General features: G+C 59.6%; 26 protein-coding genes and 1 pseudogene. 16 read left to right on the top strand and 11 right to left on the bottom strand.

Going from position 1 to position 24806, the window contains the following annotated elements:
- The 3 genes from CD175_RS06220 to CD175_RS06210 all read left to right on the top strand — a co-directional run bounded on the left by CD175_RS06220 (nt 1) and on the right by CD175_RS06210 (nt 2905).
- On the top strand, nt 1–1374 hold the full coding sequence (locus CD175_RS06220) for an LLM class flavin-dependent oxidoreductase (RefSeq protein ID WP_104448143.1): 1374 nt from the start codon (nt 1–3) through the stop codon (nt 1372–1374).
- Nucleotides 1371–2036, top strand: a complete 666-nt coding sequence (locus CD175_RS06215; RefSeq protein WP_104448142.1) for a methionine ABC transporter permease — start codon at nt 1371–1373, stop codon at nt 2034–2036. Before CD175_RS06220 ends, CD175_RS06215 begins: the two co-directional genes overlap by 4 nt.
- 98 nt (nt 2037–2134) lie before the next feature.
- Nucleotides 2135–2905, top strand: a complete 771-nt coding sequence (locus tag CD175_RS06210; RefSeq protein WP_007974850.1) for a MetQ/NlpA family ABC transporter substrate-binding protein — start codon at nt 2135–2137, stop codon at nt 2903–2905.
- Nucleotides 2906–2929: 24 nt separating this feature from the next.
- Here CD175_RS06210 and CD175_RS32050 read toward each other — a convergent pair.
- Nucleotides 2930–3034 (bottom strand): annotated as a pseudogene (locus CD175_RS32050) (N-acetyltransferase); the annotation flags it as partial.
- A 29-nt stretch (nt 3035–3063) separates the two neighbouring features.
- On the opposite strand from CD175_RS32050, the gene CD175_RS06205 reads away from it, so the two are divergent.
- Complete coding sequence (locus CD175_RS06205) at nt 3064–4110, top strand: methionine ABC transporter ATP-binding protein (RefSeq protein ID WP_104448141.1); 1047 nt, start codon at nt 3064–3066, stop codon at nt 4108–4110.
- 30 nt (nt 4111–4140) lie between these two features.
- On the opposite strand, the gene CD175_RS06200 is transcribed toward CD175_RS06205, so the two are convergent.
- The 6 genes from CD175_RS06200 to CD175_RS06175 all read right to left on the bottom strand — a co-directional run bounded on the left by CD175_RS06200 (nt 4141) and on the right by CD175_RS06175 (nt 9495).
- Complete coding sequence (locus CD175_RS06200) at nt 4141–5244, bottom strand: sigma-54 interaction domain-containing protein (protein WP_104448140.1); 1104 nt, start codon at nt 5242–5244, stop codon at nt 4141–4143.
- A gap of 13 nt (nt 5245–5257) precedes the next feature.
- Complete coding sequence (locus tag CD175_RS06195; protein WP_104448139.1) at nt 5258–6445, bottom strand: acyl-CoA dehydrogenase family protein; 1188 nt, start codon at nt 6443–6445, stop codon at nt 5258–5260.
- A 55-nt stretch (nt 6446–6500) separates the two neighbouring features.
- Nucleotides 6501–7646, bottom strand: a complete 1146-nt coding sequence (gene ssuD, locus CD175_RS06190; RefSeq protein WP_104448138.1) for an FMNH2-dependent alkanesulfonate monooxygenase — start codon at nt 7644–7646, stop codon at nt 6501–6503.
- Nucleotides 7647–7657: 11 nt separating this feature from the next.
- Nucleotides 7658–8218 (bottom strand): FMN reductase, encoded by a 561-nt coding sequence (msuE, locus tag CD175_RS06185; RefSeq protein ID WP_104448137.1) that lies wholly within the window; start codon nt 8216–8218, stop codon nt 7658–7660.
- A gap of 290 nt (nt 8219–8508) precedes the next feature.
- On the bottom strand, nt 8509–8967 hold the full coding sequence (locus tag CD175_RS06180; protein WP_104448824.1) for a metallophosphoesterase family protein: 459 nt from the start codon (nt 8965–8967) through the stop codon (nt 8509–8511).
- A gap of 72 nt (nt 8968–9039) precedes the next feature.
- Complete coding sequence (locus CD175_RS06175) at nt 9040–9495, bottom strand: glycine zipper 2TM domain-containing protein (RefSeq protein ID WP_104448136.1); 456 nt, start codon at nt 9493–9495, stop codon at nt 9040–9042.
- A gap of 30 nt (nt 9496–9525) precedes the next feature.
- Between CD175_RS06175 and CD175_RS06170 the strand changes: the two genes are divergently transcribed.
- Complete coding sequence (locus tag CD175_RS06170; RefSeq protein ID WP_104448135.1) at nt 9526–9870, top strand: GNAT family N-acetyltransferase; 345 nt, start codon at nt 9526–9528, stop codon at nt 9868–9870.
- Here CD175_RS06170 and CD175_RS06165 read toward each other — a convergent pair.
- Entirely contained in the window at nt 9853–10857 is a 1005-nt protein-coding gene (locus tag CD175_RS06165; RefSeq protein ID WP_240628930.1) for an AraC-like ligand-binding domain-containing protein, read from the bottom strand. The two genes, CD175_RS06170 and CD175_RS06165, sit on opposite strands and share 18 nt — an antisense overlap.
- A 408-nt stretch (nt 10858–11265) precedes the next feature.
- Between CD175_RS06165 and CD175_RS06160 the strand changes: the two genes are divergently transcribed.
- The 6 genes from CD175_RS06160 to CD175_RS06135 all read left to right on the top strand — a co-directional run bounded on the left by CD175_RS06160 (nt 11266) and on the right by CD175_RS06135 (nt 17235).
- The gene (locus CD175_RS06160; protein ID WP_420849097.1) at nt 11266–12165 is read left to right on the top strand and encodes a transporter; all 900 of its coding nucleotides are present in this window, start codon (nt 11266–11268) and stop codon (nt 12163–12165) included.
- A gap of 85 nt (nt 12166–12250) precedes the next feature.
- Nucleotides 12251–13291 carry a phenylacetaldoxime dehydratase family protein gene (locus tag CD175_RS06155; RefSeq protein ID WP_104448133.1) on the top strand — a complete coding sequence of 347 codons (1041 nt, stop codon included), beginning with the start codon at nt 12251–12253 and terminating at the stop codon, nt 13289–13291.
- Nucleotides 13292–13324: 33 nt separating this feature from the next.
- On the top strand, nt 13325–13948 hold the full coding sequence (gene nthA, locus CD175_RS06150) for a nitrile hydratase subunit alpha (RefSeq protein WP_104448132.1): 624 nt from the start codon (nt 13325–13327) through the stop codon (nt 13946–13948).
- A 44-nt stretch (nt 13949–13992) separates the two neighbouring features.
- Nucleotides 13993–14625, top strand: coding sequence for a nitrile hydratase subunit beta (gene nthB / locus CD175_RS06145; protein ID WP_104448131.1), 633 nt, complete (start codon nt 13993–13995; stop codon nt 14623–14625).
- A 100-nt stretch (nt 14626–14725) separates the two neighbouring features.
- Entirely contained in the window at nt 14726–16243 is a 1518-nt protein-coding gene (locus CD175_RS06140) for an amidase (RefSeq protein WP_104448130.1), read from the top strand.
- Nucleotides 16244–16461: 218 nt separating this feature from the next.
- Entirely contained in the window at nt 16462–17235 is a 774-nt protein-coding gene (locus CD175_RS06135) for a ParA family protein (protein WP_104448129.1), read from the top strand.
- A gap of 57 nt (nt 17236–17292) precedes the next feature.
- Here the strand turns inward: CD175_RS06135 and CD175_RS06130 are convergent, their stop codons facing one another.
- Nucleotides 17293–18465, bottom strand: coding sequence for an acetyltransferase domain-containing protein (locus CD175_RS06130; RefSeq protein WP_104448128.1), 1173 nt, complete (start codon nt 18463–18465; stop codon nt 17293–17295).
- 159 nt (nt 18466–18624) lie between these two features.
- Here CD175_RS06130 and CD175_RS31595 point away from each other — a divergent pair, with 159 nt between their 5' ends.
- From CD175_RS31595 to CD175_RS06115, 4 genes are read left to right on the top strand one after another with little or no spacing between them, the layout of a single operon-like run.
- The gene (locus CD175_RS31595; protein WP_240628928.1) at nt 18625–18837 is read left to right on the top strand and encodes a hypothetical protein; all 213 of its coding nucleotides are present in this window, start codon (nt 18625–18627) and stop codon (nt 18835–18837) included.
- Entirely contained in the window at nt 18803–19507 is a 705-nt protein-coding gene (locus CD175_RS06125) for a transporter substrate-binding domain-containing protein (protein ID WP_240628926.1), read from the top strand. Before CD175_RS31595 ends, CD175_RS06125 begins: the two co-directional genes overlap by 35 nt.
- Nucleotides 19504–20349 (top strand): amino acid ABC transporter permease, encoded by an 846-nt coding sequence (locus CD175_RS06120; protein ID WP_104448126.1) that lies wholly within the window; start codon nt 19504–19506, stop codon nt 20347–20349. The genes CD175_RS06125 and CD175_RS06120 overlap by 4 nt, the downstream gene beginning before the upstream one ends.
- A gap of 37 nt (nt 20350–20386) precedes the next feature.
- A complete protein-coding gene (locus tag CD175_RS06115) occupies nt 20387–21769 on the top strand; it encodes an LLM class flavin-dependent oxidoreductase (RefSeq protein WP_104448125.1) in 1383 nt (460 codons plus the stop codon).
- 369 nt (nt 21770–22138) lie between these two features.
- Here the strand turns inward: CD175_RS06115 and CD175_RS06110 are convergent, their stop codons facing one another.
- Nucleotides 22139–22912: a substrate-binding periplasmic protein gene (locus CD175_RS06110; protein ID WP_104448124.1), complete on the bottom strand. Its 774-nt coding sequence runs from the start codon at nt 22910–22912 to the stop codon at nt 22139–22141.
- A 185-nt stretch (nt 22913–23097) separates the two neighbouring features.
- On the opposite strand from CD175_RS06110, the gene CD175_RS06105 reads away from it, so the two are divergent.
- Nucleotides 23098–23979, top strand: a complete 882-nt coding sequence (locus CD175_RS06105; protein ID WP_240628924.1) for an MliC family protein — start codon at nt 23098–23100, stop codon at nt 23977–23979.
- A 56-nt stretch (nt 23980–24035) separates the two neighbouring features.
- Here CD175_RS06105 and CD175_RS06100 read toward each other — a convergent pair whose 3' ends face one another.
- Nucleotides 24036–24737: a VIT1/CCC1 transporter family protein gene (locus CD175_RS06100; RefSeq protein ID WP_007974824.1), complete on the bottom strand. Its 702-nt coding sequence runs from the start codon at nt 24735–24737 to the stop codon at nt 24036–24038.
- Between the last annotated feature and the right edge of the window lie 69 nt (nt 24738–24806).

Here is a 24806-nt window from a genome sequence, read left to right as displayed (position 1 = left end):
ATGCCCAAGCAAATTCGTCTCAACGCCTTCAGCATGAATACCGTCGGGCACTTGTCGCCCGGCCAGTGGCGCCACCCCCGTGATCAGTCCACACGCTACACCGACATCCACTACTGGATCGAGCTGGCGAAAACCCTGGAACGCGGCAAGATCGACGGCCTGTTCATCGCCGATGTGCTCGGCGTCTATGACGTCTACCAGGGCAGTGCCGACGAGGCGCTGCGCAGCGCGGCGCAAGTGCCGGTCAACGATCCGTTGCAACTGGTGCCGGCAATGGCCGCAGCGACTCGCCACCTGGGTTTTGGCGTCACCGCGTCGGTCTCGTTCGAGCATCCGTTTCCGTTCGCCCGGCGCATGTCGACCCTCGATCACCTGACGTCGGGGCGCGCGGGCTGGAACATCGTCACCTCGTACCTGAGCAGTGGCGCGCGAAACCTGGGCCAGGAGCGGCAGTTGTCCCACGATCAGCGTTATGCGCTGGCCGAGGAATATCTGCAGGTTTGCTACAAACTCTGGGAAGCCAGCTGGGAAGAGGGCGCGGTGCAGGCCGACCGCGCCAGCGGGGGTTACGCCGATCCGCGCAAGGTGCACGGCATCGCTCATCAGGGCGAGTTTTTCAGCGTGCCCGGTTTCCACCTCAGCGAGCCATCGCCACAGCGCACGCCGGTGATCTACCAGGCCGGCGCTTCCAGCCGCGGTCGGGTCTTCGCCGCAGCGAATGCCGAGTGCGTGTTTGTGGCCGCGCCGAGCAAGGTGGTGCTCAAACAACAGGTCGCGCAATTGCGTGCGGCGGTACAGGCGGCCGGTCGCGAGGCCGATCAGGTGCTGGTGTTCGAACAGCTCACGGTGATCGTCGCCGCGACGGACGCCGAGGCTCTGGAGCGCTTGCGCGAGTACCGCGAATACGCCAGTGCGAGCGGCGCATTGACCTTGATGTCGGGTTGGACCGGCATCGATTTCGGCGAGTACAGGCCGGACCAGATTCTGCGAGAAGTGCCCAGCGATGCCATCCAGTCGGCCGTAGAGGCGTTTACCCGCGCCGACCCGAATCGGACATGGACCACCGCAGAGATTGCCGATTACTGTGCCATCGGTGGCGATGGCCCGGTGCTGGTGGGTTCGGCGAAAACCGTGGCCGATCAGCTCCAGGAGTGGGTCGAGCAAACCGACGTCGACGGCTTCAATCTGGCCAGCGTGGTCGCCCCGGAAACCTTTGAGGCGGTGGTCGATCTGCTCGTGCCGGAGTTGCAGGCACGGGGCCTGTTCAAGCGCGAGTACGAGGACGGCACCCTGCGCCATAAGCTCTTCGGACAGGGCGATCGCCTGGCGACGCCCCACCCGGCGGCGGCCTTGCGCGTGGGAGAGCGGCGATGAACGAGTGGTTCGCTCATGTCAATTGGGGCGAGGTGGCCGAGGCTTGCCTGGACACCTCGAGCATGCTCGGTGCGGCATTGGCCTGCACGGTGTTGCTCGGGTTGCCGCTCGGCGTGCTGTTGTACCTGACGGGCCAGCGCCAGTTGCTCGAATCGCCGCGGCTGTACCGGCTGTTGTCGGTGGTGGCCAACGTGTTGCGCTCGATGCCGTTCATCATTCTGTTGATCGTGCTGATCCCGGTGACCACTCTGGTCACGGGCACCTCGCTGGGCGTGCGCGGCGCTATCCCGCCCTTGGTGGTCGGCTGCACGCCGTTCTTCGCCCGGCTGGTGGAAAGTGCCTTGCGCGAAGTCGATCGCGGTCTGGTTGAAGCCGTGCAGTCAATGGGCGCCAGCACCCCGCAAGTCATCCTGCATACCTTGCTGCCCGAAGCCCGGACCGGGCTGATCGCCGCGGTCACGGTCACCGCCATCGTGCTGGTGGACTACACCGCCATGGCCGGCGTGGTGGGCGGTGGTGGCCTCGGGGACCTGGCGATCCGTTTCGGTTACCAGCGTTTCCAGACCGATGTGATGGTGGTCACCGTGCTGCTGCTGATCCTGCTGGTGCAGGCCTTGCAGATGAGCGGCGATCGTCTGGTCCGGCATTACACACGGCGCTAAGCGCCTGATCTACCCGAACGCAGCAGCCGGGTATCGCTGCTGCAGGCCCTACGTCCACCTCACGACGGCCACTTTCCGATCATTCTGGAGTCATGAGCATGAAAAAGACCCTGGCCGCCCTCGCTGCCGTTTTATCCCTGAGCGCCCACGCCAACGAAAAACTGGTGGTGGGCGCCACCCCGGTGCCCCACGCGGAGATACTGGAGTTCGTCAAACCGGTGCTGGCCAAGGAGGGGGTCGATCTGGACATCAAGGTCTTCAGCGACTTCATCCAGCCGAACCTGCAACTGTCCGAGAAAAACCTCGACGCCAACTACTACCAGTACCGGCCGTTCCTCGATGACTTCAACAAGACCCGGCACACCGACCTGGTACCGGTAGTGGGCGTGCACATCGAGCCGTTCGGCGCCTATTCGACCCGGATCAAAAAACTCGCCGATCTGCCCGAGGGCGCCAGTGTCGCCATTCCCAACGATCCGGTGAACACCGGGCGCGCCCTGGTGTTGTTGCACGAAGCCGGTTTGATCAAGCTCAAGGACCCGAGCAATACCCTGGCGACGCAACACGACATCGTCGAGAACCCGCACAAACTGAAGATTCGTGAACTGGAAGGCGCCTTGCTGGCCCGTGCGGTCAGCCAGGTGGACCTGGCGTTCGTCTTTGCCAACTATGCACTGGAGGCCGGTATCGACACCAACAGCGCGTTGATCGTCGAGAAGGGCAAGGACCTGTACGTCGAGTTCCTGGTCGCCCGTCCGGACAACATCAATGATCCGGGTATCCAGAAGCTGGCCAAGGCCCTGAATTCGCCGCAAGTGCGCGATTTCATCCTGACCCGCTACAAAGGCCAGATCGCTCCGGGCTTCTGACCGGTAGCCAAGACGAACACTCTTTCTGTGGCGAGGGAGCTTGCTCCCGTTGGACTGCGTAGCAGTCCCATCTTTTGGGGCCGCTTCGCGGCCCAGCGGGAGCAAGCTCCCTCGCCACAGGGAACATGGTCACTTTTGTTTGTTCAGGACTTTCGTTCATGGTCAGTTTCAATCCACAGGCCCTGGCTGCCGCCGTGCATATACGGCTGGTGGGCCTGGGTAAGCATTACCGGGTCGGGCAGCAGAGCGTGCAAGCGCTGCACGACATCAACCTGGACATTCGCCGCGGTGAAGTGTTCGGTATCATCGGTCGCAGCGGCGCGGGTAAATCCTCGCTGCTGCGCTCGCTCAACCGTCTGGAACAACCGAGCAGCGGCCAGGTATTGATCGAGGGCGAGGACATCGTCGGTTTCGATCGTGCACGCCTGGCAGGCTTGCGTCAGCGCACCGGGATGATCTTCCAGCACTTCAACCTGATGGCCTCCCAGACCGTCGGCAACAACGTCGGCCTGCCGCTGCGGCTGGCGGGCATCGGGCGTGCCGAGCGTGAGCACCGAGTCGACGAGCTGTTGCAGCTTGTGGGGCTGCAGGACAAGCGTGACGCGTACCCGGCGCAGCTCTCCGGCGGGCAAAAGCAGCGGGTCGGCATTGCCCGGGCGCTGGTGTTGCAGCCTGATCTGTTGCTGTGCGACGAGGCGACCTCGGCACTTGATCCGCAGAGCTCCCAGGCGATTCTGGCGTTGCTGCGCGACATCAATCGCCGCCTGGGGCTGACCATCGTGCTGATCACCCACGAGATGGAGGTGATCCGCGACCTCTGTGACCGTGTGGTGGTCCTGGAGCAAGGCCGGGTGGTCGAGCAAGGCGACGTCTGGCAAGTGTTCGGTGACCCGCAACACGACGTCACCCGTGCCTTGCTTGGCACACTGCAGCCAGCCGGGCATGACGTTCCGTCAGCGCAGGCGTCGGCCGCGATCCTGCTCGATCTGCACTACACCGGTGCCAGCGGCCACGAGCCGGAGTTGTCGGCCATCGCCGCGCTGTTCGGTTGCCGTACGCACCTGGTGCAAGGGGGTATCGAGCGCATCCAGGGCCGTGCGTTGGGTCGCCTGCGGGTGCGCGTGGAAACAGCCGGTGGCGGAGTGGACGTATTGCTGCAACAGGCACGACAGATCGCTGATCGGGTCGAGCGGGTCGGCGTCTGAGTCAGTATTGGCGGCGGCAGTGACGGGCAATCATATCGATAGCTGGATCACCCGATGGTCTGGCGCGTCATCGACGGCACGACGCTTGTTGACCACCAGCTCGCCGATGGCAATCAGGCGTGCCCGGGTCACGTTGCGCGAGAGTCCGAGCAGGCTGGCGGTATGTACCTGGTTGTGATGACAGAACTGATAGGCGGCGCGCAACAAACTGTCCTCGACCTGCTCGTAAAGCGCGCCCTGGTGTTCTTCGAATAACCGTTTGAACGCGCGCTGCAGGAGCGCCTGGGCAGATTCTTCAGTGGTACTGGTTTTTTCCGCCTGGCGTTCGATACGCAAATGCGACAGGCGCAGATCCTCCTGCCGCACGAGTCCGTCCCGGCAGATCAGCAAGGTGTGGTGGATGACGTTTTCCAGTTCGCGAATGTTGCCGGGCCAGCCATAGTCGGCCAGTTTGCGTTCGGCGTCGGCACTGAGGGCGATCTGTCCGTATCCCAGACGTTCGCTGTAGGTGCGGATGAAGTGGCGGGCCAGCGGCAGAATGTCGCCGGGGCGGTCACGCAGCGGATGCAAGTGCAGGCTGACCACGTTGAGGCGGTAGTAGAGGTCTTCGCGGAAATGTCCGGCGTTGATCGCTTTTTCCAACTGCACATTGGTGGCGGCCAACACCCGGACGTTGATCGCAATGCTCTTGCGCGACCCCAGTCGCACCACCTCACGCTCCTGCAGCACACGCAGCAGCTTGACCTGGATGGGCATCGGCAGATCGCCGATTTCATCGAGGAACAAGGTGCCGCCATTGGCCTCTTCGAACCAGCCCGGCTTGGCACTGATGGCACCGGTGAAGGCGCCTTTCTCATGGCCGAACAGTTCGGCCTCGACCAGTGATTCGGAGAAGGCGCCGCAGTTGACCGCCACAAAGGGACCCTGGCTGCGCCGGCTGAGGTTATGGATATGGCGTGCGACCAACTCCTTGCCGGTGCCGGTTTCACCGATGATCAGGACGCTGGCCTCGCTGGGCGCGACCTGTTGCAAATGGGCGAGCAGGGCCTGGGACTTGGGGTCTTCGAAAACCTGGGCGGTGGCGCGGATCGACGTGGCCAGCGACGGGGATGGGGGCAGAGTCAGCAGTTGCATGGGGCTCCCTCGCTTATGAGTAGAAAGTGGGAATAGGGCGGTTCTGGTTCAGCGCCCAGTCACCCAACTCGTGAATTTTGTAGTCCACCGGGTCATGCAGCGTCTGGGTGCGCAGGTTGCGCCAGTAACGATCGAACCGCAGCGAGGCGTGAGTCGCGCGCGCCCCGGTGACTTCAAACAAACGGGTGCACAGGTCCAGGCCGGTACGGGTCGCCGTCACTTTGGCGCTGGCGATCGACAGCGCCAGTTGCGCACGCTCCTCGCTGCCCAGGTTGTGGCCCTTGCGCCAGGCTTCGTCGAGCTGTGCCGCGGCGCGTTCAACCAGTACACGGGTGCTTTCCAGGCCGACCCAGAACTCGCCATAGTGACGCAGGATGTAGGGGTCTTCGCTGACATGGCGGACCTTGGAGGTGAACCACGGACGTCCCTCCTTGAGCGTGTAATGACGGGCTTCCTCGAAAGCCCCTTCGGCGATGCCAAGGAAAATATGGGCAAAGTGCAGTTGGGCGATCAGCGGGCGCAGGCAGGCAAAGGGGGTGCTCAAGGGACCCGGATCCAGCAGCAGCTCCGACTCTTCCACCCGCACACGCTCAAAGGTTGCGCTGCCGCTGTCGGTCTGGCGCTGGCCCATGTTGTCCCAGTCGCCATGCAGGGTAATGCCGGTACGTCCACTGGGAATGGCGGCGATCAGCAGCTTGCCGCCGGCGCTTTCGTCGACCGCTGAAGCAATCAGCATTTCCGAGTCGCTGGCACCGGAGCAGAAACTTTTCCTGCCGGAAAACTCACGCCAGCCATCGAACTTCTTCACCACTGTGCGGGTGTCGAGCGGGTTGAGTGCATTACCCCAGAACCAGTTGTTGCGGGCGGTCTGTTCAAACCAGGGCTGCCACTGCTCGGGCCGCGAAAACAGTCGCACGGTGGCCAGCATCAGGTGCTGGAAGCCGAAGACGTGGGCGATCGAACTGTCGACCTTGGCAAACTCGCGAACCACGCCGAGCGTCTCGCTCCAGTCGGCCCCCAAGCCACCGAACTGGGTCGGAATGCTCAGGGCCAGCAAGCCGCTGTGACGAAGGGCGTCGCGCTCGGCCTTTGGCGTGCCACCGTGCTCGTCCCGTTCAGCGGCCGTTTCGGCAAAGGTGGCGGCCAGTTTGCGCGCGATCTGCAAGGGGCTCAGGACAGCAGTCTGTAGTTGGGTGCTCACGCGCAATTCCTCGATTGTTGGGTGGTGCCTGCCAGGCAGGTCGCTAACGTCAGGCTCATGGTGTGTGTGTCCGTGGCAGGACATCGTTGGCGATCATTTCGCCAAAGGGGCCGGTGAGATTGGTTACGCCCCGACCTGCCAGGCTGGCATAGGGTTCGGGCAGCAACGGGAAGACCAGCTCGGCAAAGCGATAGGCTTCTTCGAGATGCGGGTAACCGGAGAAAATGAAGCTATCGATGCCAAGGTCGGCGTATTCCTTGATCCGTGCAGCCACCTGTTGTGGATCGCCGACCAATGCTGTGCCTGCGCCACCGCGTACCAGGCCGACGCCGGCCCACAGGTTGGGGGAGATTTCCAGATTGTCCCGGCGACCGTCATGCAGCGCGGCCATGCGCCGCTGGCCTTCGGAGTCGAAGCGTGCGAATGACCTTTGCGCGGCGGCAATGGTCTCGTCGGATATGTGCTCGATCAGTCGGTCGGCGGCCTGCCAGGCTTGGTCTGCGGTCTCGCGCACGATCACATGCAGGCGGATACCGAACTTCACGGTCCGCCCGTGCCGGGCTGCCCGGGCGCGGACATCGGCGATCTTTTGCGCCACCGCAGCCGGCGGCTCACCCCACGTCAGGTAGACATCCAGCTGCTCGGCCGCCAGGTCATGGGCCGCATCCGAAGAACCGCCGAAATACAAGGGCGGGTAGGGCTTCTGAACCGGTGGATAGAGGGCCTTGGCGTTTTCCACCTGGAAGTGCTTGCCATGGAAATCCACGGACTCGCCTTGCAGCACTCGGCGCCAGATCTGCAGGAATTCATCGGTGACTTCGTAACGCTCGGCATGGCTCAAGTGGATGCCATCGCCGCGGTTTTCGTCCGGATCCCCCCCGGTCACCACATTGATCAGCAAGCGTCCGCCGGATAATCGGTCAAGGGTAGCGGCCATGCGTGCCGATACCGTCGGCGAGATGATCCCCGGACGAATCGCCACCAGATAACGCAGGCGTTCGGTCAACGGCGCCAGCGCCGATGCGATGACCCAGGAGTCCTCGCAGGAGCGCCCGGTAGGAATCAGCACCCCGTAGTAACCCAGGCCATCCGCCGCCTGGGCGATCTGCTTGAGGTAGTTGAGGGTCACCGGGCGCGCGCCCTGGCTGGTGCCAAGGAAGTGGCCGTCGCCGTGGGTCGGCAGGAACCAGAAAACATTCATCGACATGCTCCTCAGGCGCTCTGGCGCAGGCGTTGGTGGCGGCTGAAAAAGGGCAGGGCGCGTTCTACGGCCAGGCCGATGCGCGCCTGCAGCAGCTCGCAGTCGATGCGGTAATCGCGGAAGTCCGATTCGCTGGCGTACACACCCAGCGGCAGGGTCAGCGACTGGAAGAAACTGAACAGTGGCCGTAGCTGGTGATCGATCACCAGCGCGTGACGAGGGCTGCCACCGGTAGCGGCGAGCAGCACCGGCGTGTCGATCAGGGTGTCCTGACCGATCAGGTCAAACAGGTGCTTGAGCTGGCCCGGATAGGAACCGCGATAGACCGGCGAAGCGACAATCAACAGGTCGGCGTTTTCGATGGCTTGCAGTTGCGCCTCTACCTCGGCCGGCAGCTCCTGGCGGCTGAGGGCACCGCCCACGTCGCGGGCGAGGTCGGCCAGCTCGATGACCCGGCCCACCATATTCAGACGGTTGGCGAACTCGTCGAGAATGGCCTGGCTGAGTACCTGGGTGCGAGAAGGGCGGTAGGCACCGCCGGATACAGCGATTACGTTCAAGGGGGCAGTCATGTTCAATTCCTGTGCTGTCGCTCTACAAACAGAGTCGGTGGCAGTGCTCAGCAAGAACCGAACCAGTTTTTATCTCCATGAAAACAAAGGGATTTATTTTGTTTTTTTGGTTGGTGTGTTGCTGTCAGGCAATTTTTGTTGAATCGCTGTTTGCCTGGAAACACTTGCGAGGTGTTCCATTTCGGACAGTTATAGGAGATTGTTTATATTCTTCAAAGGAATTAATAATTATTTTAATATTCCTTTAGGGTATTTATGACGCGAAGGGAGAGCGGTGCCTGGCAGATGAATCAGTCGAGCAGTGATACCAGCCGAGGTTCGATGGACTGTGCAGACAGGTCCAGCAGCGCCAGGGTGACCGGCAACTTGAAGCGTCGACGCCCGGCGCTGCCCGGATTCAGGAACAGTCGTGCGCCGCGCCATTCGATGCCTGGTTTATGGGAGTGGCCGCAGATCACCAGGTCGACACGCTCATCAGGATTGATTGCAAGGTCGGCGATGTCATGCACCAGCAGCACCTTCCAGCCGTTGAGGTCCAGGCGCAGACAGTCGGGCAGTTCGCGCGCCCAGGGCGCGTCCAGGTCGTTGTTGCCACGCACCCCGTGCACCGGTGCAATGGCCGCCAATTGGTCGAGGATGTGCGCGCTGCCGATGTCGCCGGCGTGAATGATGCAATCGCAGCCCAGCAGGGCGGCGATGGCTTCGGGCCGGAGCAGGCCGTGGGTGTCGGAGATGACACCGACTTTCATCGCGGGCGGGTCGAGCGGCATTCTGACGGGCCTGTCCGGTGAGCGAAGGTGGCCGCCACTAACTTTGCGGTACTAACTTTGCGGTACTACCCGCGCTTCGTTACCGGTGCCCTCGACATAAACGTTCATGCCTTTTGCCAGCGCCGGATTGATTGGCTGGGTCACCTGAACCAGTACGCCGCTGTGGGTCCGAACGACGATCTGCTGAGCGTCCACGGGCTGATCATACTTTTTCTTTTCGATGTAATTGCCGCCTACCCCGCCAGCGAGGGCACCGGCAACCATCGCCACATCCCGACCGGTCCCCTGGCCGACCAGGCTTCCCAAGGCTAAACCGCCAATACCACCCAATATGGCGCCGACGCCGCTATCGTGATTGGTCTGCATCTGGGTGAGTGTAATCTGCTCGATTTTCCCCGAACGAATCTCCGTCTCGCCAGCGCCACCGCTCCCGGCGCCGACCGCCGAACAGCCGCCGAGCACCAGCCCAAGAAACGTAACCGACAGCCAGGAAGCGATAGTTTTCATCGTCGAACTCCATTTTCAGGGGAATAGATCATGCAAACGCTTCAATTCACGTTAGACGAAAAAGCCTGGTGCATTCGGTTCTTTTACCGGGCAAGGATCGGCAGAAAGCCGGCACCGATGCTGGACGACTATCGGCAAGTGCTGGTCGAGACCGATACCTTCGTGGTGACGGACAACCTGGAAGTCGTGGGGTTGCTGGTGATGCGTCAGGAGCAAGCGGAAATGCCCCTGATCAATGTCGCGGTATCGCCACGATGCAAAGGCAAAGGCTTTGAAAAAAAACTGATGGCGTTCTGTGAGCGCCATGCGCTGGACACAGGATGCGAAGCGGTACGGCGGCCAGCAGATGCACGCCAATCATCGCTTCGTTTGTGACTCCCGCCATTCTCTGGCCGCTACACCATAGAATTCCCGGAAGACCCGGCTGAAATGGGAAAGGTCATTGAAGCCCCAGCGAAAGGCAATGTCGGATATTCGATGCGCTGTATTGATCGGATTGAGAAGATCGCTGCTGCAGCGCTCTAGTCGCCGACGCAGCACGTAGCGCATCAGGGAAACACCTTCCTGTTCGAACAGCTTGTTGATGTAGCGAACGGAGACCCCCGTTGCCAGGGAAACTTGCTGCGCGCTGAGTGTGGGGTTGCCCAGGTTGTCGTTAATGTAGATTTTGACCCGCATCAGTGTCAGTGCCTGTGAGCGCGAATGCTCAGAGTCCATGGGCTGCAGATGGCCGAGTGTCAGCGCGATCAAATGTGTAATCGACTCTGATAGCCGTGCCATTTCAATTGGAGTGAACTGCCCGATCTGCGAGGCAATGCTCTCCAGGAAGGAGCGCATGACCCTTCCCACAGGGCTGTCAGTGGATATCCGCGTTGCCGTGCGGCACTCCATGTTTACCACCAACTGATTGATGCAGGTTCGGGGTACGCTGACGATGATCTGCCTCCAGTCATTCTCGAACGTCAAGTAATGCGGCCGCGTTGCATCGTAGATGGAGAAATCGCCAGGCCGGATCACCGCTCGGTTGCCATCCTGTTCCAGGCACTCCGTGCCTTCAAGCATCAGTACCGCAAAATATCTGTCCTCTTCCCGGCACGTAGGTTGTAAGTGCCGTCGATTCACAGCTTGTGCTGCGGCTCCGACATCGCTCACGCGGAGGAACTCACACTTTTGCGAGCGAACTTTTCCGAAGAAATCGGGGTTCGGGATTGCACCGATTTCCACGTCGGCGAACAGTCGCAAGATCATTTCCCGCCAGTAGTCCACCCGGTCATTGAAAGAGTTGGTTTGAGTCGTGAGGTCAACGCTTTCGCTAGACCAGTCTGTGCCCGCCAGAACCTTTCGACCGGTTTGCGGAATCACTATGGAGTACTCCCGAGCGTCTTTGTTCAATTGCAATGTACCCCTGCTTTTTTGAATTTATTTTCAGGATAGATCCATAGTTTGCTTCGCTTTTTCTGTCAGGCGGGGCTCTTTGACGGTTAGCGAAGCTCCCTGTACGCAACGGCCTGCAAACGCCTTGGGACAACTTTTACAACAGCCTCCAGCTACTCGCCAGCTACCTGAGACGGAAGGGCCGTCTGAGCATATTTTTGGTTCCGTCTGAGCCAAGAAGTGTGATGCACGGCGGCCTCATCCTTGAGTCAGCGACAAACACATGCGGTGTGAATGGCCGTTGGATGTCGACCCGTACGCCAGGCATGCCCGGCGCACGACCAGGAAGGTCAAAGACCCAAGTTCCCCGTGAGGGGTTTTCCGAGCAAGGCAGACATAATGAAAACAATAAGACTGTTGCTTCCTGAGGTTAAAAAATCGGTATGGGCAGCGCTGACGCTTATCGGCGTTTCCTTTTCCACTTTGGCCGTGGAGGTGGCGCCGGGTGACTACGAGCAATACCCCGCGGGTGCCACCATCGGCGTGGTCTATTACCAGCACGCTACCACTGACTCTCTGCGCGTCCATGGGCGTGAAGCCAGTTCAGATTTCAACCTGACCTCTGACATCGGCATCCTGCGTCTGCTGCACGTCTATCAGTTGAGCGATTCAGTCACCATCGACCCACAGTTCCTTTTGCCTTTCGGTCACGTTTCCAGCGGCGGCGACGCTTCCGCACTGGGAAATTCCAGCGGCACCGGCGACCTGATCCTGACAGCACCGATCAAGTTCTTGCTTAACAGCGCCCGCGATACTTTCAGCCTCAACGCCTACCTGTACGTACCTACCGGCAGCTATGACAAGGATGATCCGATCAACCTCGGCGAAAACCGCTGGAAGGTCGATTTCCAGACTGCCTATATCAAGCACTTCAGCGACAAGTGGGCGATGGATCTGGTGGGTGATGCGATCTGGTATGGGAGCAACGATGACTACGGTCCCGGTTCGGATGTTCTAAAGCAGAAAACTTCCTACGCTGCGCAACTGATGGGGCGTTACATGCCGGACCCGGCAACTTCATTGGGCGTCGGCTTCGGGCAGACGTGGGGAGGTGAAGCCGAGATCGATGGCGCTGACCTGGATAGTGCCATGCGCACCACCAACTTCCGCCTCACCGCAACCCGTTTTTTCACCCCCAAGGACCAGTTGCAACTTCAGCTGGGCCGGGACCTGTCTGTTGAAAACGGCCCGCGAGAAGACTTCCGGATGAATCTTCGCTATGCGCGGGTGTTCTGACCTCGCTTTAACCAACAACAAGAGCAAGCCATAGGCCATGCCGCGCATCGGCGGTCAATGGCAATCAAAAACTGTGAGGAAACCCATGGAATCAGCAATCGACAAGCACCTGATGTGCCCTCGTACTCGCACCCGGCGCATCGACGACAGTTACACCCCTCCATTCCCGGCCTGGGTAGGACGCGCCGATGCTTCAGTCACCCAGTTCGTAATGGGTTACTTCGGTGTCCAGTCAAAAGGTGAGAGCCAGTTGAGTGCTGCGTGTGCAGCCCTGCGGCAGATCATGACCAGCTTTACCCTGGACGATGGCCCTCATCACCATGACCTGTCTCACTACGTCGATGCTGCCGGCTACGACAACATGCTGGCCATCGCCTATTGGGACGATCCCGCCGCTTTCGCTCGCTGGGAAGCGAACATGCAGGTTGCCAGCTGGTGGAACGCTGAATCCCGTGGCAGCGATGGCTTGGGTTATTTCCGGGAAATCCTGATGCCGGGCGTTGAGCGCTTCGAGACACTCTATGCCATGCCAGAGGGCATGGAAGGTGTGGGCGTTGTCATGGCGACCCGTAGCGACGAGATTCAGGAACATGGCTACTGGGGCGCCATGCGCGACCGGATCGCGCTTTCACAGACCGATGGCATGGCGCCAACGGGGGACCTGGTGGCAGAAGAAAGGCCTTCCCGTGTGATTGTCAGGGGGCATGAAAACCTGGTGGTCATTCGCTCTGGTCAGGACTGGACCGAAACAGTTGGCAAGGAGCGGGAGCTGTACCTCGGCGAGATGGAGCCCGTGCTGCGCGAAGGCATGAATTTCCTGAGAGATGAAGGCCAGCCTGTCGGTTGTTACAGCAATCGTTACATGCAGCACATCGACGCCAGCGGGCAACTTCAAGAGAAGAGTTTTTCGGTCAGCCACTGGCGCTCCCTGGCGCACCTTGAACGCTGGTCAGAATCCCATCCCACCCATATCGAGATATTCGGGACCTTCATGCGCATGGTGCAAACGCTCCAGGCCGATCTGAAGTGGAAGGGCTACCACGAAGTGAGCGTCATGCGCGCCGAGGACCAGCGCTATGAATACATCAACTGTCACGCCGGTACAGGGCTGATGTGTGGAGCATGAACTGCTCGGTGATTCGCCAAGAGGAGAACGATCATGAGTAACACCCTGAACAAGACTGCGGCGCCGGCATCCGCTCGCGCCTATGCCCTGAAAAATGCACTCCAGGAACGCGAACTGCTGCCCGAAGGCTATGTCGAGAAATTCACCGAAATCATGGAAAACGATTTCGATCCGGCCAATGGCGCGCGAGTCGTGGCAAGGGCCTGGGTAGACCCCGCCTATCGCGAACTGCTGCTGCGGGACGCTACCGCCGCCTGCGACCAATTCGGTTACACCGGCGTGCAGGGTGAATACATCGTCGCCTTGGAAAACACACCGACACTGCAAAACGTAATCGTCTGCACGCTCTGCTCCTGCACTGCCTGGCCTGTCCTCGGCCTGCCACCGGATTGGTACAAGAGCTTCGAGTACCGCGCGCGGGTCGTACGGGAATCGCGCACGGTCCTGCGTGAAATGGGCCTGGACCTGCCTCTCGACGTTGAGATCCAAGTCTGGGATACCACTGCCGAAACCCGCTACATGGTCCTGCCATTTCGGCCGGCGGGTACGGAAGGCTGGTCGGAAGAGGCGTTGGCCTTGCTCGTCACCAAGGACGTACTGATCGGAATCGCCCGACCTGAAGTCCCGGCAAGCCTTGAGCGTATGGGCCGGGAATGATCCGGTAGCTACTACTTCCATCATCTGCAGCGAGTGAATGAAAAATGGATGGCATACATGATCTCGGTGGCCTTCAGGGCTTCGGCCGGGTACAGCACACCGCCAACTCCCTGAGCTACAAGCCGGTCTTCCACGAAGACTGGGAAAAACTCGGCTACAGCCTGCTCTTCCTGGGCGCAGCCGAACTCGGCCTGTTCAATGTTGACGAACTGCGCCATGCGATAGAACGCATGGAGCCGCGCCAATACCTGACGTCCAGCTACTACGACAGGATCATCGTCGGCGTGGCGTCCTTGTTCGTCGAGAAGGGAGCACTCCAACAGCAACGCCTCGAAGAACTGGCCGCAGGCGCCTATCCACTGGCCATGCCCTGGGTCGCGGGGCGTGCCCCCAGTCCTCCTGAACAGCCGTTTCAGGTGGGCGATCAGGTGCTCGTGCGTAATGAGTTCGTTTCCGGGCATATCCGCATGCCCGGTTATGTTCGCGGAAAACGCGGTGTAGTGGTGCACCGCACATCCCAGGAATGGCCATTCCCCGATACGGTCGGCCATGGCCATTCCAGTCCATCCGAACCCACCTACCACGTCCAGTTCACGACCCAGGAACTTTGGGGAGACCAGGCGGACGCGGGAAAAGTGGTCGTGGACTTGTTCGGCGGCTATCTGCTCCCGGCCTGACGAACGACTTTTCGGTGCGACGAAGCAGCTAACAGACGTTCAGCTTCTGCGTGTCGCTCGGCGCACCCTTTTTCAGCACGGACTTCCATGAGGACACTACATGGCCATTCTCAGACCCGGCAATGAACAAATCGGTGAAATCGCCGCCTCCCTCGGCATCACCTTGAGCCCTTCGCAGATCGAGGATTATCAGGTCGCGCTACAGGGTAATTTCGACGCGTACGACCAACTCGAAGCGCTTCCGGATTTTATTCCAGAAGTCCGCTACCCACGGCAAGGGGTTCATTTGCCGGGCGCCGAGGAGAACCGCTATGGCGCCTGGCAATGCAAATCGCAGATCCGCGGCAGGAGCGACGGCCCGTTAGCGGGTAGAAGCGTTGCGATCAAAGATAACATCGCGGTCGCCGGGCTCCCCATGCTCAATGGCTCCTTTACGCTCGACGGCTATGTGCCGGACGTCGACGCCACCGTCGTTACCCGTCTTCTGGATGCGGGCGCGACTATCGCCGGCAAGGCAGTCTGCGAAGCGCTGTGCTTCTCGGGCGGCTCCCATACCGCAGCCAGCGGCCCGGTGCACAACCCACACCGGCACGGATACTCCGCTGGCGGGTCTTCGTCGGGCTGCGCCGCGCTAGTCGCGGCGGGCGAAGTTGATCTGGCCGTCGGCAGCGACCAAGGCGGTTCGGTTCGCATCCCGGCCTCCTTCTGCGGCGTCTACGGAATGAAACCCACCTATGGGTTGATACCCTATACCGGCGCCATGCCCATCGAAACGACACTCGACCACCTGGGGCCGATCACCGCTGGCGTCCGGGACAACGCGCTAATGCTGGAGGTGCTGGCGGGTGCGGACGGCCTCGACCCTCGCCAATCGACCCCGACAAAGGTGGGCGGCTACGTCGAGGCGCTGTCACGTGGCGTCGCTGGCATGCGGATCGGCATTCTCAAGGAGGGCTTCGGCCTGGCCAACGCGGAAGTCGTCGTGGATCAGGCGGTACTGGAGGCCTGTGGGACCTTCCGTGCACTCGGGGCTTCGGTTGAAGAAGTATCCCTTCCCATGCACACCATGGGTGCGGTTATCTGGCTGGCAATTGCGGCCGAAGGCGCCACCCAGCAAATGATGAAAGGCAATAGCCACGGCTTCAATTGGCGCGGCCTCTACCTGACCGACATGATGGAACACCATGCGCGATGGTGGGGGCAGGCAGACAGCCTTCCGGACACCGTCAAGACAACAATGATCCTCGGTGAGTACCTCAGTCGCCAGTACCAAGGCCGCTATTACGGAAAAGCACAGAATCTCGCCCGTCAACTGCGCCTGGCCTACGACGGCCTGCTCGAACATTTTGACCTGCTGCTGATGCCCACGTTGCCGATCAGGTCGACGCCACTACCGAACGCGGATGCCGCACTGCCGGATTTCCTGGGTCGTGCCTTCGAGATGCTCGGCAACACCTGTGGCTTCGATGTGTCGGGCCATCCAGCGATGTCGATCCCTTGTGCCATGCGCGATGGCCTGCCCATTGGCCTGCAACTGGTCGGCAAGTACTTCGGCGAAGCCGACATTTACCGGGCGGCCCATGCTTTCGAGCAGGCTGCTGACTGGCGATCGCGCTGACCCATGAGACGCGTGGGGCGGACACTGCGCCAATCACCCGTCCGTTCCCACCGGGATTCGTAAACTTGTAGACACTCGGATTCGCCGAGCGCAACGCTCTAGTCCGTGCCTTCAGGCAACCACTGTCGTGAAACTGTAATATTGCGGTCATAGAATTGACATGACTGCTTACATTTACTACAGATGGCCCTTGGCCTTTTCATGGATGAGCAAGCCTTATGCGTCGTGTCGTATTCAATCAAAAAGGCGGCGTTGGAAAATCCAGCATCGCCTGCAATCTTACGGCTGTCAGTGCTGCCGAAGGGTACCGAACGCTGCTGGTTGATCTCGATCCCCAGGCAAACTCGACTCACTACCTCACCGGGCTGAGCAACGAGCATATTCCTGCCGGCATAGCCGATTTCTTCAAGCAGACTTTGTCCGGCGGTTTCGAAGGCAGGCGCAATCGGGTGTGCATCACCGAGACCCATTACAACAACCTCCACCTGGTGACGGCGAGTCCCGATCTGGCAGACCTGCAGTCAAGACTCGAGAGCAAGTTCAAGATCAACAAGCTACGCAAGTTGCTGGTTGAACTGTCTGAGGATTATGAGCGCATCTATATCGATACGCCGCCTTCACTGAACTTCTACACCTTCAGCGCTTTGGTGGCGGCAGACCGGGTGCTGATTCCATTCGATTGCGACAGCTTTTCTCGCCAGGCGATGTACCGGGTCATCGCTCAAGTGGAAGAGCTGCGACTCGATCACAATGAGTCGCTTGAAGTGGAAGGGGTGGTGGTGAACCAGTTCACCGGGCACACCGGGTTTCACCAGAATCTCGTTAATGAGCTGTTGGCCGAAGGCTTGCCAGTGCTGCCGGTTTACCTGAGCAGTTCCGTCAAGATGCGCGAGTCTCACGAAGTGTCTGTTCCCATCGTGCATCTGGCCCCGCGCCACCGGCTCTCACTGGAGTACGCGGGCTTGCTGGATGCACTGGAGCGGGCGGCCTGACAGCGCGTCAGTGTCTACGCGCTATTACCAGCCGCCCGTGAAAAACCTGTGCCCCGATCAGAAGTATTTGAGCCAGCCAATATCACGACGACGAGCCTTCAATGCGGCAAACCAGCGTACAGGTAGAAACAGCGTTGTAGCCAAGAGCGCGGCCGTCAGCCACACCGCCCAAATGCTGTCGAAACCGAAGTAGTTGCCCTGATTCAAACCGAACAACGCCACATGGGTCAGATACAGCATTTTCAGCGCGTAAAGATGGAGCAGGTAGAAGAACATCGGCGCCGCGCCAAATACCGCCAGAGTGCTGATCCAATTGCGTTGGCGAGCCCGCTCCAAGCCAAGCAGCAGCAACAGGCCTACCCCTAGCGTCAGCGAGAGGAACAGCAGGGACGGTGGGTATTTTGTGGTGTTGAAGAAACTCATGAGGCTTTGTGTGGTGCTTTCATAGAGCCCCCAATGTGCCTCGCCATAACCGTTAACCAGGCGCAGTGCGATGAAACCGGTCAATGCGCTGGTCCCGGCCAGCAAAAGATAACGCTGACGCACGGTGGCCGAGGCTGATTGTGCGAACCAGGGGCCGATGCAGTAACCCAGGGCGATGACACCGATCCACGGCAGCAGGGGATAGGAAGTGCGCAGGCGCAAGCTGTCGGAGAATTCGATCCAGCCGCGATCATGCAAGATTGCCCAGGGCAGGTGCATCGCTGATCCGACCGGGAAGTGCAGAGAATCGAGCAGGTTGTGTCCGGCGACGATGACCAGGCCCAGCACACACAGGAGCGGCCGAGGTAGCCAGACCAGTGCAGCGAGGGCCGTCATGCTCAGGCCAATCGCCCAGATCACCTGCAGGTAGATCACATTGGGCGGCAACTGAAAAGTCCAGGCGAAATTCACCAGGGTGAACTCCAGCAGAACCAGGAATAGGCCACGCTTGAACAGGAACATCGACACGGCTTTCTTGCCCTGGTGCTTTTCGCCGTATAGATAAGCGGACAGTCCAGTGAGAAGAACGAACACCGGCGCACACAAATGGGCGAGGGTTCGGCTGAGAAACAGCGCCGGTTCGGTGGTGTCGATGACCATCGGGTCGGCTACCTGGCGGTGTAGAAAGAACGTCTCGCGCACGTGATCCAGCAGCATCAATAGGATCACCAATCCCCTGAGGGCATCGATGGATAGCAGGCGTTGGCTTACGCTTGTGGTGGGCGGAATCTGATTGAAGTTTGTCATCGAAAGTCGCAGGCAGAGAGGGTGGAGAGCTCTGCCAGCAGCCACCGACAGATTATGTATGGTTACTATATAACATAATAAATGCCTGCTCCGTGAACGTTCCAGCCATTGATTCGATATAGCCTGAAGCGAGCCTTATATTCCATAAAGAAAGTACAAATGATTTTTATAGTGCGTTTTAATCTATTCAGGCTTTTTGAATTGATTGGAGCATTTGTCTTTGAAAACTATGGCGCTTTTACCCTTTGGCTTGGCGTTGCTCGCTACCTGCTCAACGGCTTTCGCGGGTGCGACCCTGGATCGCGTGACACAAAAAGGGGAGCTGACCGGCGTCCTGATGGAAAGTTATCCGCCGTTCTCGTTTCTCAATGAGCAGAACCAACTCGACGGGTTTGACGTGGATGTTGCCAAGGCTGTTGCGCAACGCCTCGGGGTCAAACTCAAGTTGGAAACACCGTCCTGGGATGTGATTGCTGCTGGCCGCTGGAGTGGGCGCTATGACATCTGCGTCTGCTCGATGACCCCGAGCAAGGCACGCGCCGAGGTGTTTGATTTTCCGGTCGAGTATTACCAGTCGCCGGCAGTCATCGTGGTGAACGCCAAGGACAAAGACATCACGGCGGGCAAAGACTTGTCCGGCAAAAAAGTCGGTGTGATCAGCGCGTCGACTTACGAAGCCTACTTGAACAAGGATCTGGTGATCGAGGGCGCCGAGGACAAGCCGTTGAACTATCCGTTCGATAACGTCCAAGTGGCCCCTTATGACAATGAAACAGTGGCCTTCCAGGACTTGGCGCTGGGAACTGGCGTGCGCCTTGATGCCATGGTCACCAACCTCATCACCGCTCGCGAGCGTATTGCCCAGGATCCGCGCTTCAAGATAGCCGGCGACACGTTGTATGCCGAACCGAACGTCGTGGCCATTGAAAAGGGCGACCCGCAATGGAGTGCCAAAGTCACCGAGGTCATTACTCAACTCAAGACTGACGGTACGCTGAGCAAGATTTCGCAGAAGTGGATCGGTGCCGACATCAGCCAATGACAGCCCTCAACCCACACCCGGCCAAGGCGACTGCCGCCCCTGCAATCGAGACGCGCCGCCTTAGCCAATTGTTTGGATTTCGCACTCGCCTGTATTTGACGTGGGCGGCGTTGTCTGGATTGTGCGTCCTGTTCTTCATGAGCTTCGATTTGAAGTTTTCGATCATCCTGGAGAAATGGCCCAATCTGGTCGGCCTGCACCTTGGGCCAAACGGTTTCCTGCAAGGCGCCGCGCTGACGTTGTTCCTATGCTTGTGTTCGATCTGGCTTTCATTGCTCCTTGGCTTTGTGACGGCGCTGGCGCGACTGTCACGCAGCGCAGTGGCATTCGGTATTGCCAGTTTCTATGCGTCTTTTTTTCGCGGTACACCGCTGCTGATCCAGATCCTGCTGATCTATTTGGGCTTGCCGCAGTTGGGCGTTGTACCCGGTGCAATCAGCGCGGGGATCATTGCGCTTTCGCTTAATTATGGTGCCTATCTGAGCGAGATCTTTCGTGCCGGCATCCTGGCTGTAGCACCCGGGCAGCGCGAAGCGGCGAAGGCGCTGGGTCTTGGGCCGAGGGCGACCTTTGTGCACATCATCTTGCCGCAAGCCATGCGCACGATCATTCCGCCGACAACCAGCCAGTTCATTTCAATGCTCAAGGACTCATCGCTGATTTCGGTGATGGGTGTGTGGGAGGTCATGTTCCTGGCGCAGTCCTATGGGCGCTCTTCCTATCGCTACATCGAAATGCTCACCACCGCAGCGGTCATCTATTGGTTGCTGTCCATCGGGCTGGAATTGATACAGCACCGCCTTGAGCGCCACTACGGCAAAGGTTTCAAGAATCAGCGGTGAACCGCCCCGTTTAATGACTTTATCTACAGGAACCACGATGTCCGATCCAAAACCTCTTTTGTTTGCGCTCTATGAGCAAGCCAGTGTGGGCTGTGGCGGCGCGCCAAGCCTTTGGACCCATCCCGCTGACGAACGACTGGCGATCAATTCTCTGGGCTATTGGTCGAACCTGGCACGCATTGCCGATCAGGCTCACCTCGACATGCTGTTTTTTGGTGATGTGCTGGGCTTCTACGATGTATTTGGTGGCAACGCCGATGCGGCGATGAAGTGGGCCGTGGAAGCCCCGGCGAACGATCCGTTGATGATCATTCCGGCATTGGCCGCCGCTACGGAAAACCTGGCCTTTGGCGTTACCGTGACCACCAGCTACGAACATCCCTTTACCCATGCCCGACGCTTCAGCACGCTGGATCACCTCACCAACGGCCGGGTCGGCTGGAACATCGTCACCTCCTACCTGTCCAGCGCCGCCCGCAACTTCGGCCTGGAGCAGATGATCAAGCACGATGACCGCTATGAACGTGCCGAAGAGTTTCTTGATGTGGTCTACAAACTCTGGGAGGGCAGTTGGGCCGACGACGCCGTGGTCGCGGACAAGGCGCGCCAACTCTACGCTCGGGGAGAGCGCGTGCGGCCGATCAATCATGTGGGTGAGCATTACCGGGTGGCCGGGCCGCATTTGACGTCCCCATCGCCGCAGCGGACGCCTTTGTTGATTCAGGCGGGCTGGTCGGGGCGCGGTCGTGAGTTCGCCGCCAAGCACGCCGAATTGATCTTCATTGCCAAGTCCAACCCGCAGGAAATTCGCCTGGGGCTGGAGGAAATCTGGGCCAAGGCTCAAGCACGTGGCCGTCAGCGTGATGATGTGAAGTCCCTGACAGTACTGCGTATCGTCACCGCGAAAACCGAGATTGAGGCTCAACGCAAATACGACGAACTGCAAAGCAACTATCACTTGCAGGCGCAACTGGTCAGTTACGCGGGCGACACCGGCATTGATATCGGCCGCTATGCCGACAGTGAGGCGCTTTCCACCCACACCGAGGGCATGACCTCCTATGTGATGCATCCCGACGGCAGTGGTAAACCGTTGACGGCAGGTGACGTCAAACAGCGTTTTGCCAACGTCACCCGAGGCAGTGATCTTATTCTCGTGGGCACCCCTCAACAGGTGGCCGAACGCATTGAGGAACACGCAAGGATATCCGGTACCAGCGGTTACATGATTAACCCGCTGATCAGCCCGGGCAGTCTTGAGGATTTCGTAGAACTGGTGATCCCTGAATTGCAGAAACGCGGGCTCTACCGCACCCAACCGCAAAGCGGCACCTTTCGCTCGCGATTACGGGGTGACGGTTCGAACCATTTGCCAGCGTCGGCTTATGGCGCTTCGTTCCGTTTCAATGAAGGTTTGTAGTGCCCAGGCCTGGAGGTCACTTGTGGGAGCTGGCTTGCCCGCGACGGGCGTTAACGATAACGCGTTTGAACCGGGTAAACGCGGTCCTTTGTAGGAGCTGGCTTGTCGGGTCGCCGCATCGCAGCGATGGTCGTTAACGATAACGCGTTTGAACTGGATAAACGCGGCGCACTGGAGTCCATCGCCAGCAAGCTGGCTCCTACAGGACGCGGTCACTTGTAGGAGCTGGCTTGCCAGCGATGGTCGTTAACGATTACGCGGGTGAGCTGGATGAACGCGGCGCACTTGAGTCCATCGCCGGCAGGCTGGCTCCTACAGTTTCCCGGGGATGCGTGAAGAACCTCATTCCATGAAACCCTGGGCAATTCACTACTCAGGAAACCAGCGCTGGTGAAGCCTCTCAAGCACACCGTTGGCCTCGATGCGTCGATAGCCCTCGTCATACATTTCCAGTGCGCGCAATCCGTCTGGATGGGACAGGCTAAAACCTATCGTCGAGTCCACCAGGCCGCAATTGAAGGCGAAGCGCACGGTATCTTCTGTCCCGGACTGCTGAGCCTTTCGGTTTCTGACCTCGAGGTCGTTGCTCATGATCACGGCTGCCTGAAAGCGTCGAGCAGCGAGTTTTTGGAGGCTCGTCAAGTCTGAAAGGGAATTTTCGAACTCGACCCCTGAAGCCTGGAGTGCCATGACCTGGGCTGAGTATTCGTAATCTCTGGTGATGCCGACGACGGTGCCGGGCGGCAAATTACATTGACCGTCCGGGGGCTTCGGCAAGGGGGTCTTGATGGATTCAAAAACATCGTTACTGACGTTGAATATCGGTCGCGCCGCCAGTTTGACCTTGCCCTGGAATTCGGGTTGCCAGCTCATGTTGAAGCAAGCAGCGACCTGGCCGTTGAGCACCATGTACTTACAGCGTGAATAGGGCACTACTTTTAACCTGGCTTCCACGGCCATCTCTTTGAAGGCGGCGAGGACCACGTCGTTGGCGTAACCTGTACCGTCGCTGTTTGACCAGGGCGCGGCAGCATCTTCTACCATGATCGTCAGCGTTTCATGCGTCTGCTGTGCGGCGTTGGCGCTCGATGCCAGCAGTTGGAGGATGCACGTCAGAAGGGTCGGAGCAAGATGTGGCCACATTCTGCGATAAGTCCTTTTTTAACCCTGGACGCTTCATTGAGTGCTTCATTCCAGCGCTGGCGGTCAGGTATTCAATTGTCGTGTTTCTGTTCGTTCTTGCTGATTATAACAAGCCCGTTGTGGTCGACCCGACGGATGATCTGCGAAACTCGCAAAGATCTGCTCGTTGACGGAGTATCCGGCCTATGCCGTTGTTTGACGACTGCCCGGATCAAAAAGGACTGCACATGACCCAGTATCTTGCCTTGCTTTTTGTTGTTGCCACCACGGGATTTGCCCAGGCGCAATCCCTATGCTCTGACGCTTGGTACCAAGCGATCGACAAGAGACTGCAAACCGCCGATGCGCAAGGGCACGGGCCTGATATTGGCTCCGACGAATGGAAATCGGTGATCGAATTCAAAGCAGGGGTTCGTGGTGGGGCAGACGTCCCTGAACGAAGCTCCGAAGAGTGGTGCATGTACATTGACCAGCAGACCAAGGCGATGCAGGCGACCGGGAGCGACGCCGGAAAACCCCTGACGGTCAATGTGACTCCTGGCCCTTCTTACGATTGCGCCAAGGTGGAGCCCGGGGGTATCGAGGCTATGATCTGTGAAGACAAGGACTTGTCCGCACTCGATCGCAAGCTGTCGCAAGTTTATGCCAGTGCGAGTATCAAGGCCGGCAACGAGCATCCTCCCACGCTGAAAGCAGAGCAACGTGGTTGGATCAAGGGGCGCGATGACTGCTGGAAGAGCGATGACGCGGGTGCCTGCTTACGCCTGGAATACCAGCGCCGCATCGCCGAGTTGCAGGCACGGTACCGACTGGTAGCGGACACAGGGCCTGTTTACTACGAGTGCGACGGCAACCCGGCTAACGAGGTTACGGCCATGTTCTTCAACACCGATCCGCCGACATTGATCGCCGAGCGTGGCGATAGCGTATCGCTGATGTACCAGCAGCCAGGCGGCAGTGGCATTAAATACCTTGGGCGCAATGAGACCCTTTGGGAGCATCAGGCCGAGACGACAATCACGTGGGGATACGGTGCGCCCGAGTCGCACTGCAAAAGAAAACCTTGAACCTGCGCGCTTGATCAAAGCGCGCAATCAAACTCTGAGGTCAACGCAGTCGCCCGCTAGACCACTGCGCCAAACACGTGCCCCACCAGTGCCGTAATCCCCATGGCCAGAGCCCCCCAGAATGTTACCCGCCAGGCGCCGGTCATGACGTTGGCCCCGCCAGCCTTGGCGGCAATGGCGCCCAATGTCCCGAGAAACACTAATGACATGGCCGATATCCAGGGCCCGACGCTGTGCGCCGGGGCGAAAAAAGTCACGGCCAGGGGCAACGCGGCGCCCACCACGAAACTGGCGGCGGAGGCCAGGGCGGCCTGCAAGGGTTTGGCGGTGAGGGTGGCGCTGATGCCCAACTCGTCCCGGGCATGAGAGCCCAGTGCGTCATGGGCCATCAATTGATCGGCCACTTGATGCGCCAGTTCGGGTGATACGCCGCGATGCATGTAGATGTTGGCAAGCTCGATGTGCTCGGCTTTCGGGTCGCTCGCCAGTTCTGCCCGTTCCCGGGACAGATCGGCCCGCTCGGTATCGGCCTGGGAGTGCACGGAAATGTACTCGCCAGCGGCCATGGACATGGCACCGGCCATCAGCCCTGCCATACCGGTAACCAGCAACGTGGCGTGGCTGGCGTTGGCGGCCGCGACGCCGATCAACAGGCTGGCGGTAGAGACAATCCCGTCGTTGGCCCCAAGGACGGCAGCGCGCAGCCAGCCGATACGATCGCTTCGGTGTGCCTCGGTGTGCCTGTGCATGAATTTCATTGTTTAACGGGACTCACTGTCGTTAGGCGGTTCACATCGGACGGGTTCGGAGCGGGCCGGCACTCGGCG

Origin of the sequence: Pseudomonas laurylsulfatiphila (assembly GCF_002934665.1) — a bacterium.
Lineage (GTDB): Bacteria > Pseudomonadota > Gammaproteobacteria > Pseudomonadales > Pseudomonadaceae > Aquipseudomonas > Aquipseudomonas laurylsulfatiphila.
Note: the sequence above shows the minus strand (reverse complement) of the source record. Positions and strands in the feature narration are given on the sequence as shown.

What these genes read in the sequence shown, in the direction of transcription:
- CD175_RS06180 (WP_104448824.1), bottom strand. Translation starts at nt 8,967, where the DNA reads ATGAAAGTCGGTGTCATCTCCGACACCCACGGCCTGCTCCGGCCCGAA.
- nthA (WP_104448132.1), top strand. Translation starts at nt 13,325, where the DNA reads ATGAGTAACACCCTGAACAAGACTGCGGCGCCGGCATCCGCTCGCGCC.
- CD175_RS06155 (WP_104448133.1), top strand. Translation starts at nt 12,251, where the DNA reads ATGGAATCAGCAATCGACAAGCACCTGATGTGCCCTCGTACTCGCACC.
- CD175_RS06135 (WP_104448129.1), top strand. Translation starts at nt 16,462, where the DNA reads ATGCGTCGTGTCGTATTCAATCAAAAAGGCGGCGTTGGAAAATCCAGC.
- CD175_RS06205 (WP_104448141.1), top strand. Translation starts at nt 3,064, where the DNA reads ATGGTCAGTTTCAATCCACAGGCCCTGGCTGCCGCCGTGCATATACGG.
- CD175_RS06140 (WP_104448130.1), top strand. Translation starts at nt 14,726, where the DNA reads ATGGCCATTCTCAGACCCGGCAATGAACAAATCGGTGAAATCGCCGCC.
- ssuD (WP_104448138.1), bottom strand. Translation starts at nt 7,646, where the DNA reads ATGAATGTTTTCTGGTTCCTGCCGACCCACGGCGACGGCCACTTCCTT.
- CD175_RS06200 (WP_104448140.1), bottom strand. Translation starts at nt 5,244, where the DNA reads ATGCAACTGCTGACTCTGCCCCCATCCCCGTCGCTGGCCACGTCGATC.
- CD175_RS06130 (WP_104448128.1), bottom strand. Translation starts at nt 18,465, where the DNA reads ATGACAAACTTCAATCAGATTCCGCCCACCACAAGCGTAAGCCAACGC.
- CD175_RS06210 (WP_007974850.1), top strand. Translation starts at nt 2,135, where the DNA reads ATGAAAAAGACCCTGGCCGCCCTCGCTGCCGTTTTATCCCTGAGCGCC.
- CD175_RS06170 (WP_104448135.1), top strand. Translation starts at nt 9,526, where the DNA reads ATGCAAACGCTTCAATTCACGTTAGACGAAAAAGCCTGGTGCATTCGG.
- CD175_RS06125 (WP_240628926.1), top strand. Translation starts at nt 18,803, where the DNA reads ATGGAAAGTTATCCGCCGTTCTCGTTTCTCAATGAGCAGAACCAACTC.
- CD175_RS31595 (WP_240628928.1), top strand. Translation starts at nt 18,625, where the DNA reads ATGATTTTTATAGTGCGTTTTAATCTATTCAGGCTTTTTGAATTGATT.
- CD175_RS06110 (WP_104448124.1), bottom strand. Translation starts at nt 22,912, where the DNA reads ATGTGGCCACATCTTGCTCCGACCCTTCTGACGTGCATCCTCCAACTG.
- CD175_RS06115 (WP_104448125.1), top strand. Translation starts at nt 20,387, where the DNA reads ATGTCCGATCCAAAACCTCTTTTGTTTGCGCTCTATGAGCAAGCCAGT.
- nthB (WP_104448131.1), top strand. Translation starts at nt 13,993, where the DNA reads ATGGATGGCATACATGATCTCGGTGGCCTTCAGGGCTTCGGCCGGGTA.
- CD175_RS06215 (WP_104448142.1), top strand. Translation starts at nt 1,371, where the DNA reads ATGAACGAGTGGTTCGCTCATGTCAATTGGGGCGAGGTGGCCGAGGCT.
- CD175_RS06100 (WP_007974824.1), bottom strand. Translation starts at nt 24,737, where the DNA reads ATGAAATTCATGCACAGGCACACCGAGGCACACCGAAGCGATCGTATC.
- CD175_RS06105 (WP_240628924.1), top strand. Translation starts at nt 23,098, where the DNA reads ATGCCGTTGTTTGACGACTGCCCGGATCAAAAAGGACTGCACATGACC.
- msuE (WP_104448137.1), bottom strand. Translation starts at nt 8,218, where the DNA reads ATGACTGCCCCCTTGAACGTAATCGCTGTATCCGGCGGTGCCTACCGC.
- CD175_RS06220 (WP_104448143.1), top strand. Translation starts at nt 1, where the DNA reads ATGCCCAAGCAAATTCGTCTCAACGCCTTCAGCATGAATACCGTCGGG.
- CD175_RS06120 (WP_104448126.1), top strand. Translation starts at nt 19,504, where the DNA reads ATGACAGCCCTCAACCCACACCCGGCCAAGGCGACTGCCGCCCCTGCA.
- CD175_RS06175 (WP_104448136.1), bottom strand. Translation starts at nt 9,495, where the DNA reads ATGAAAACTATCGCTTCCTGGCTGTCGGTTACGTTTCTTGGGCTGGTG.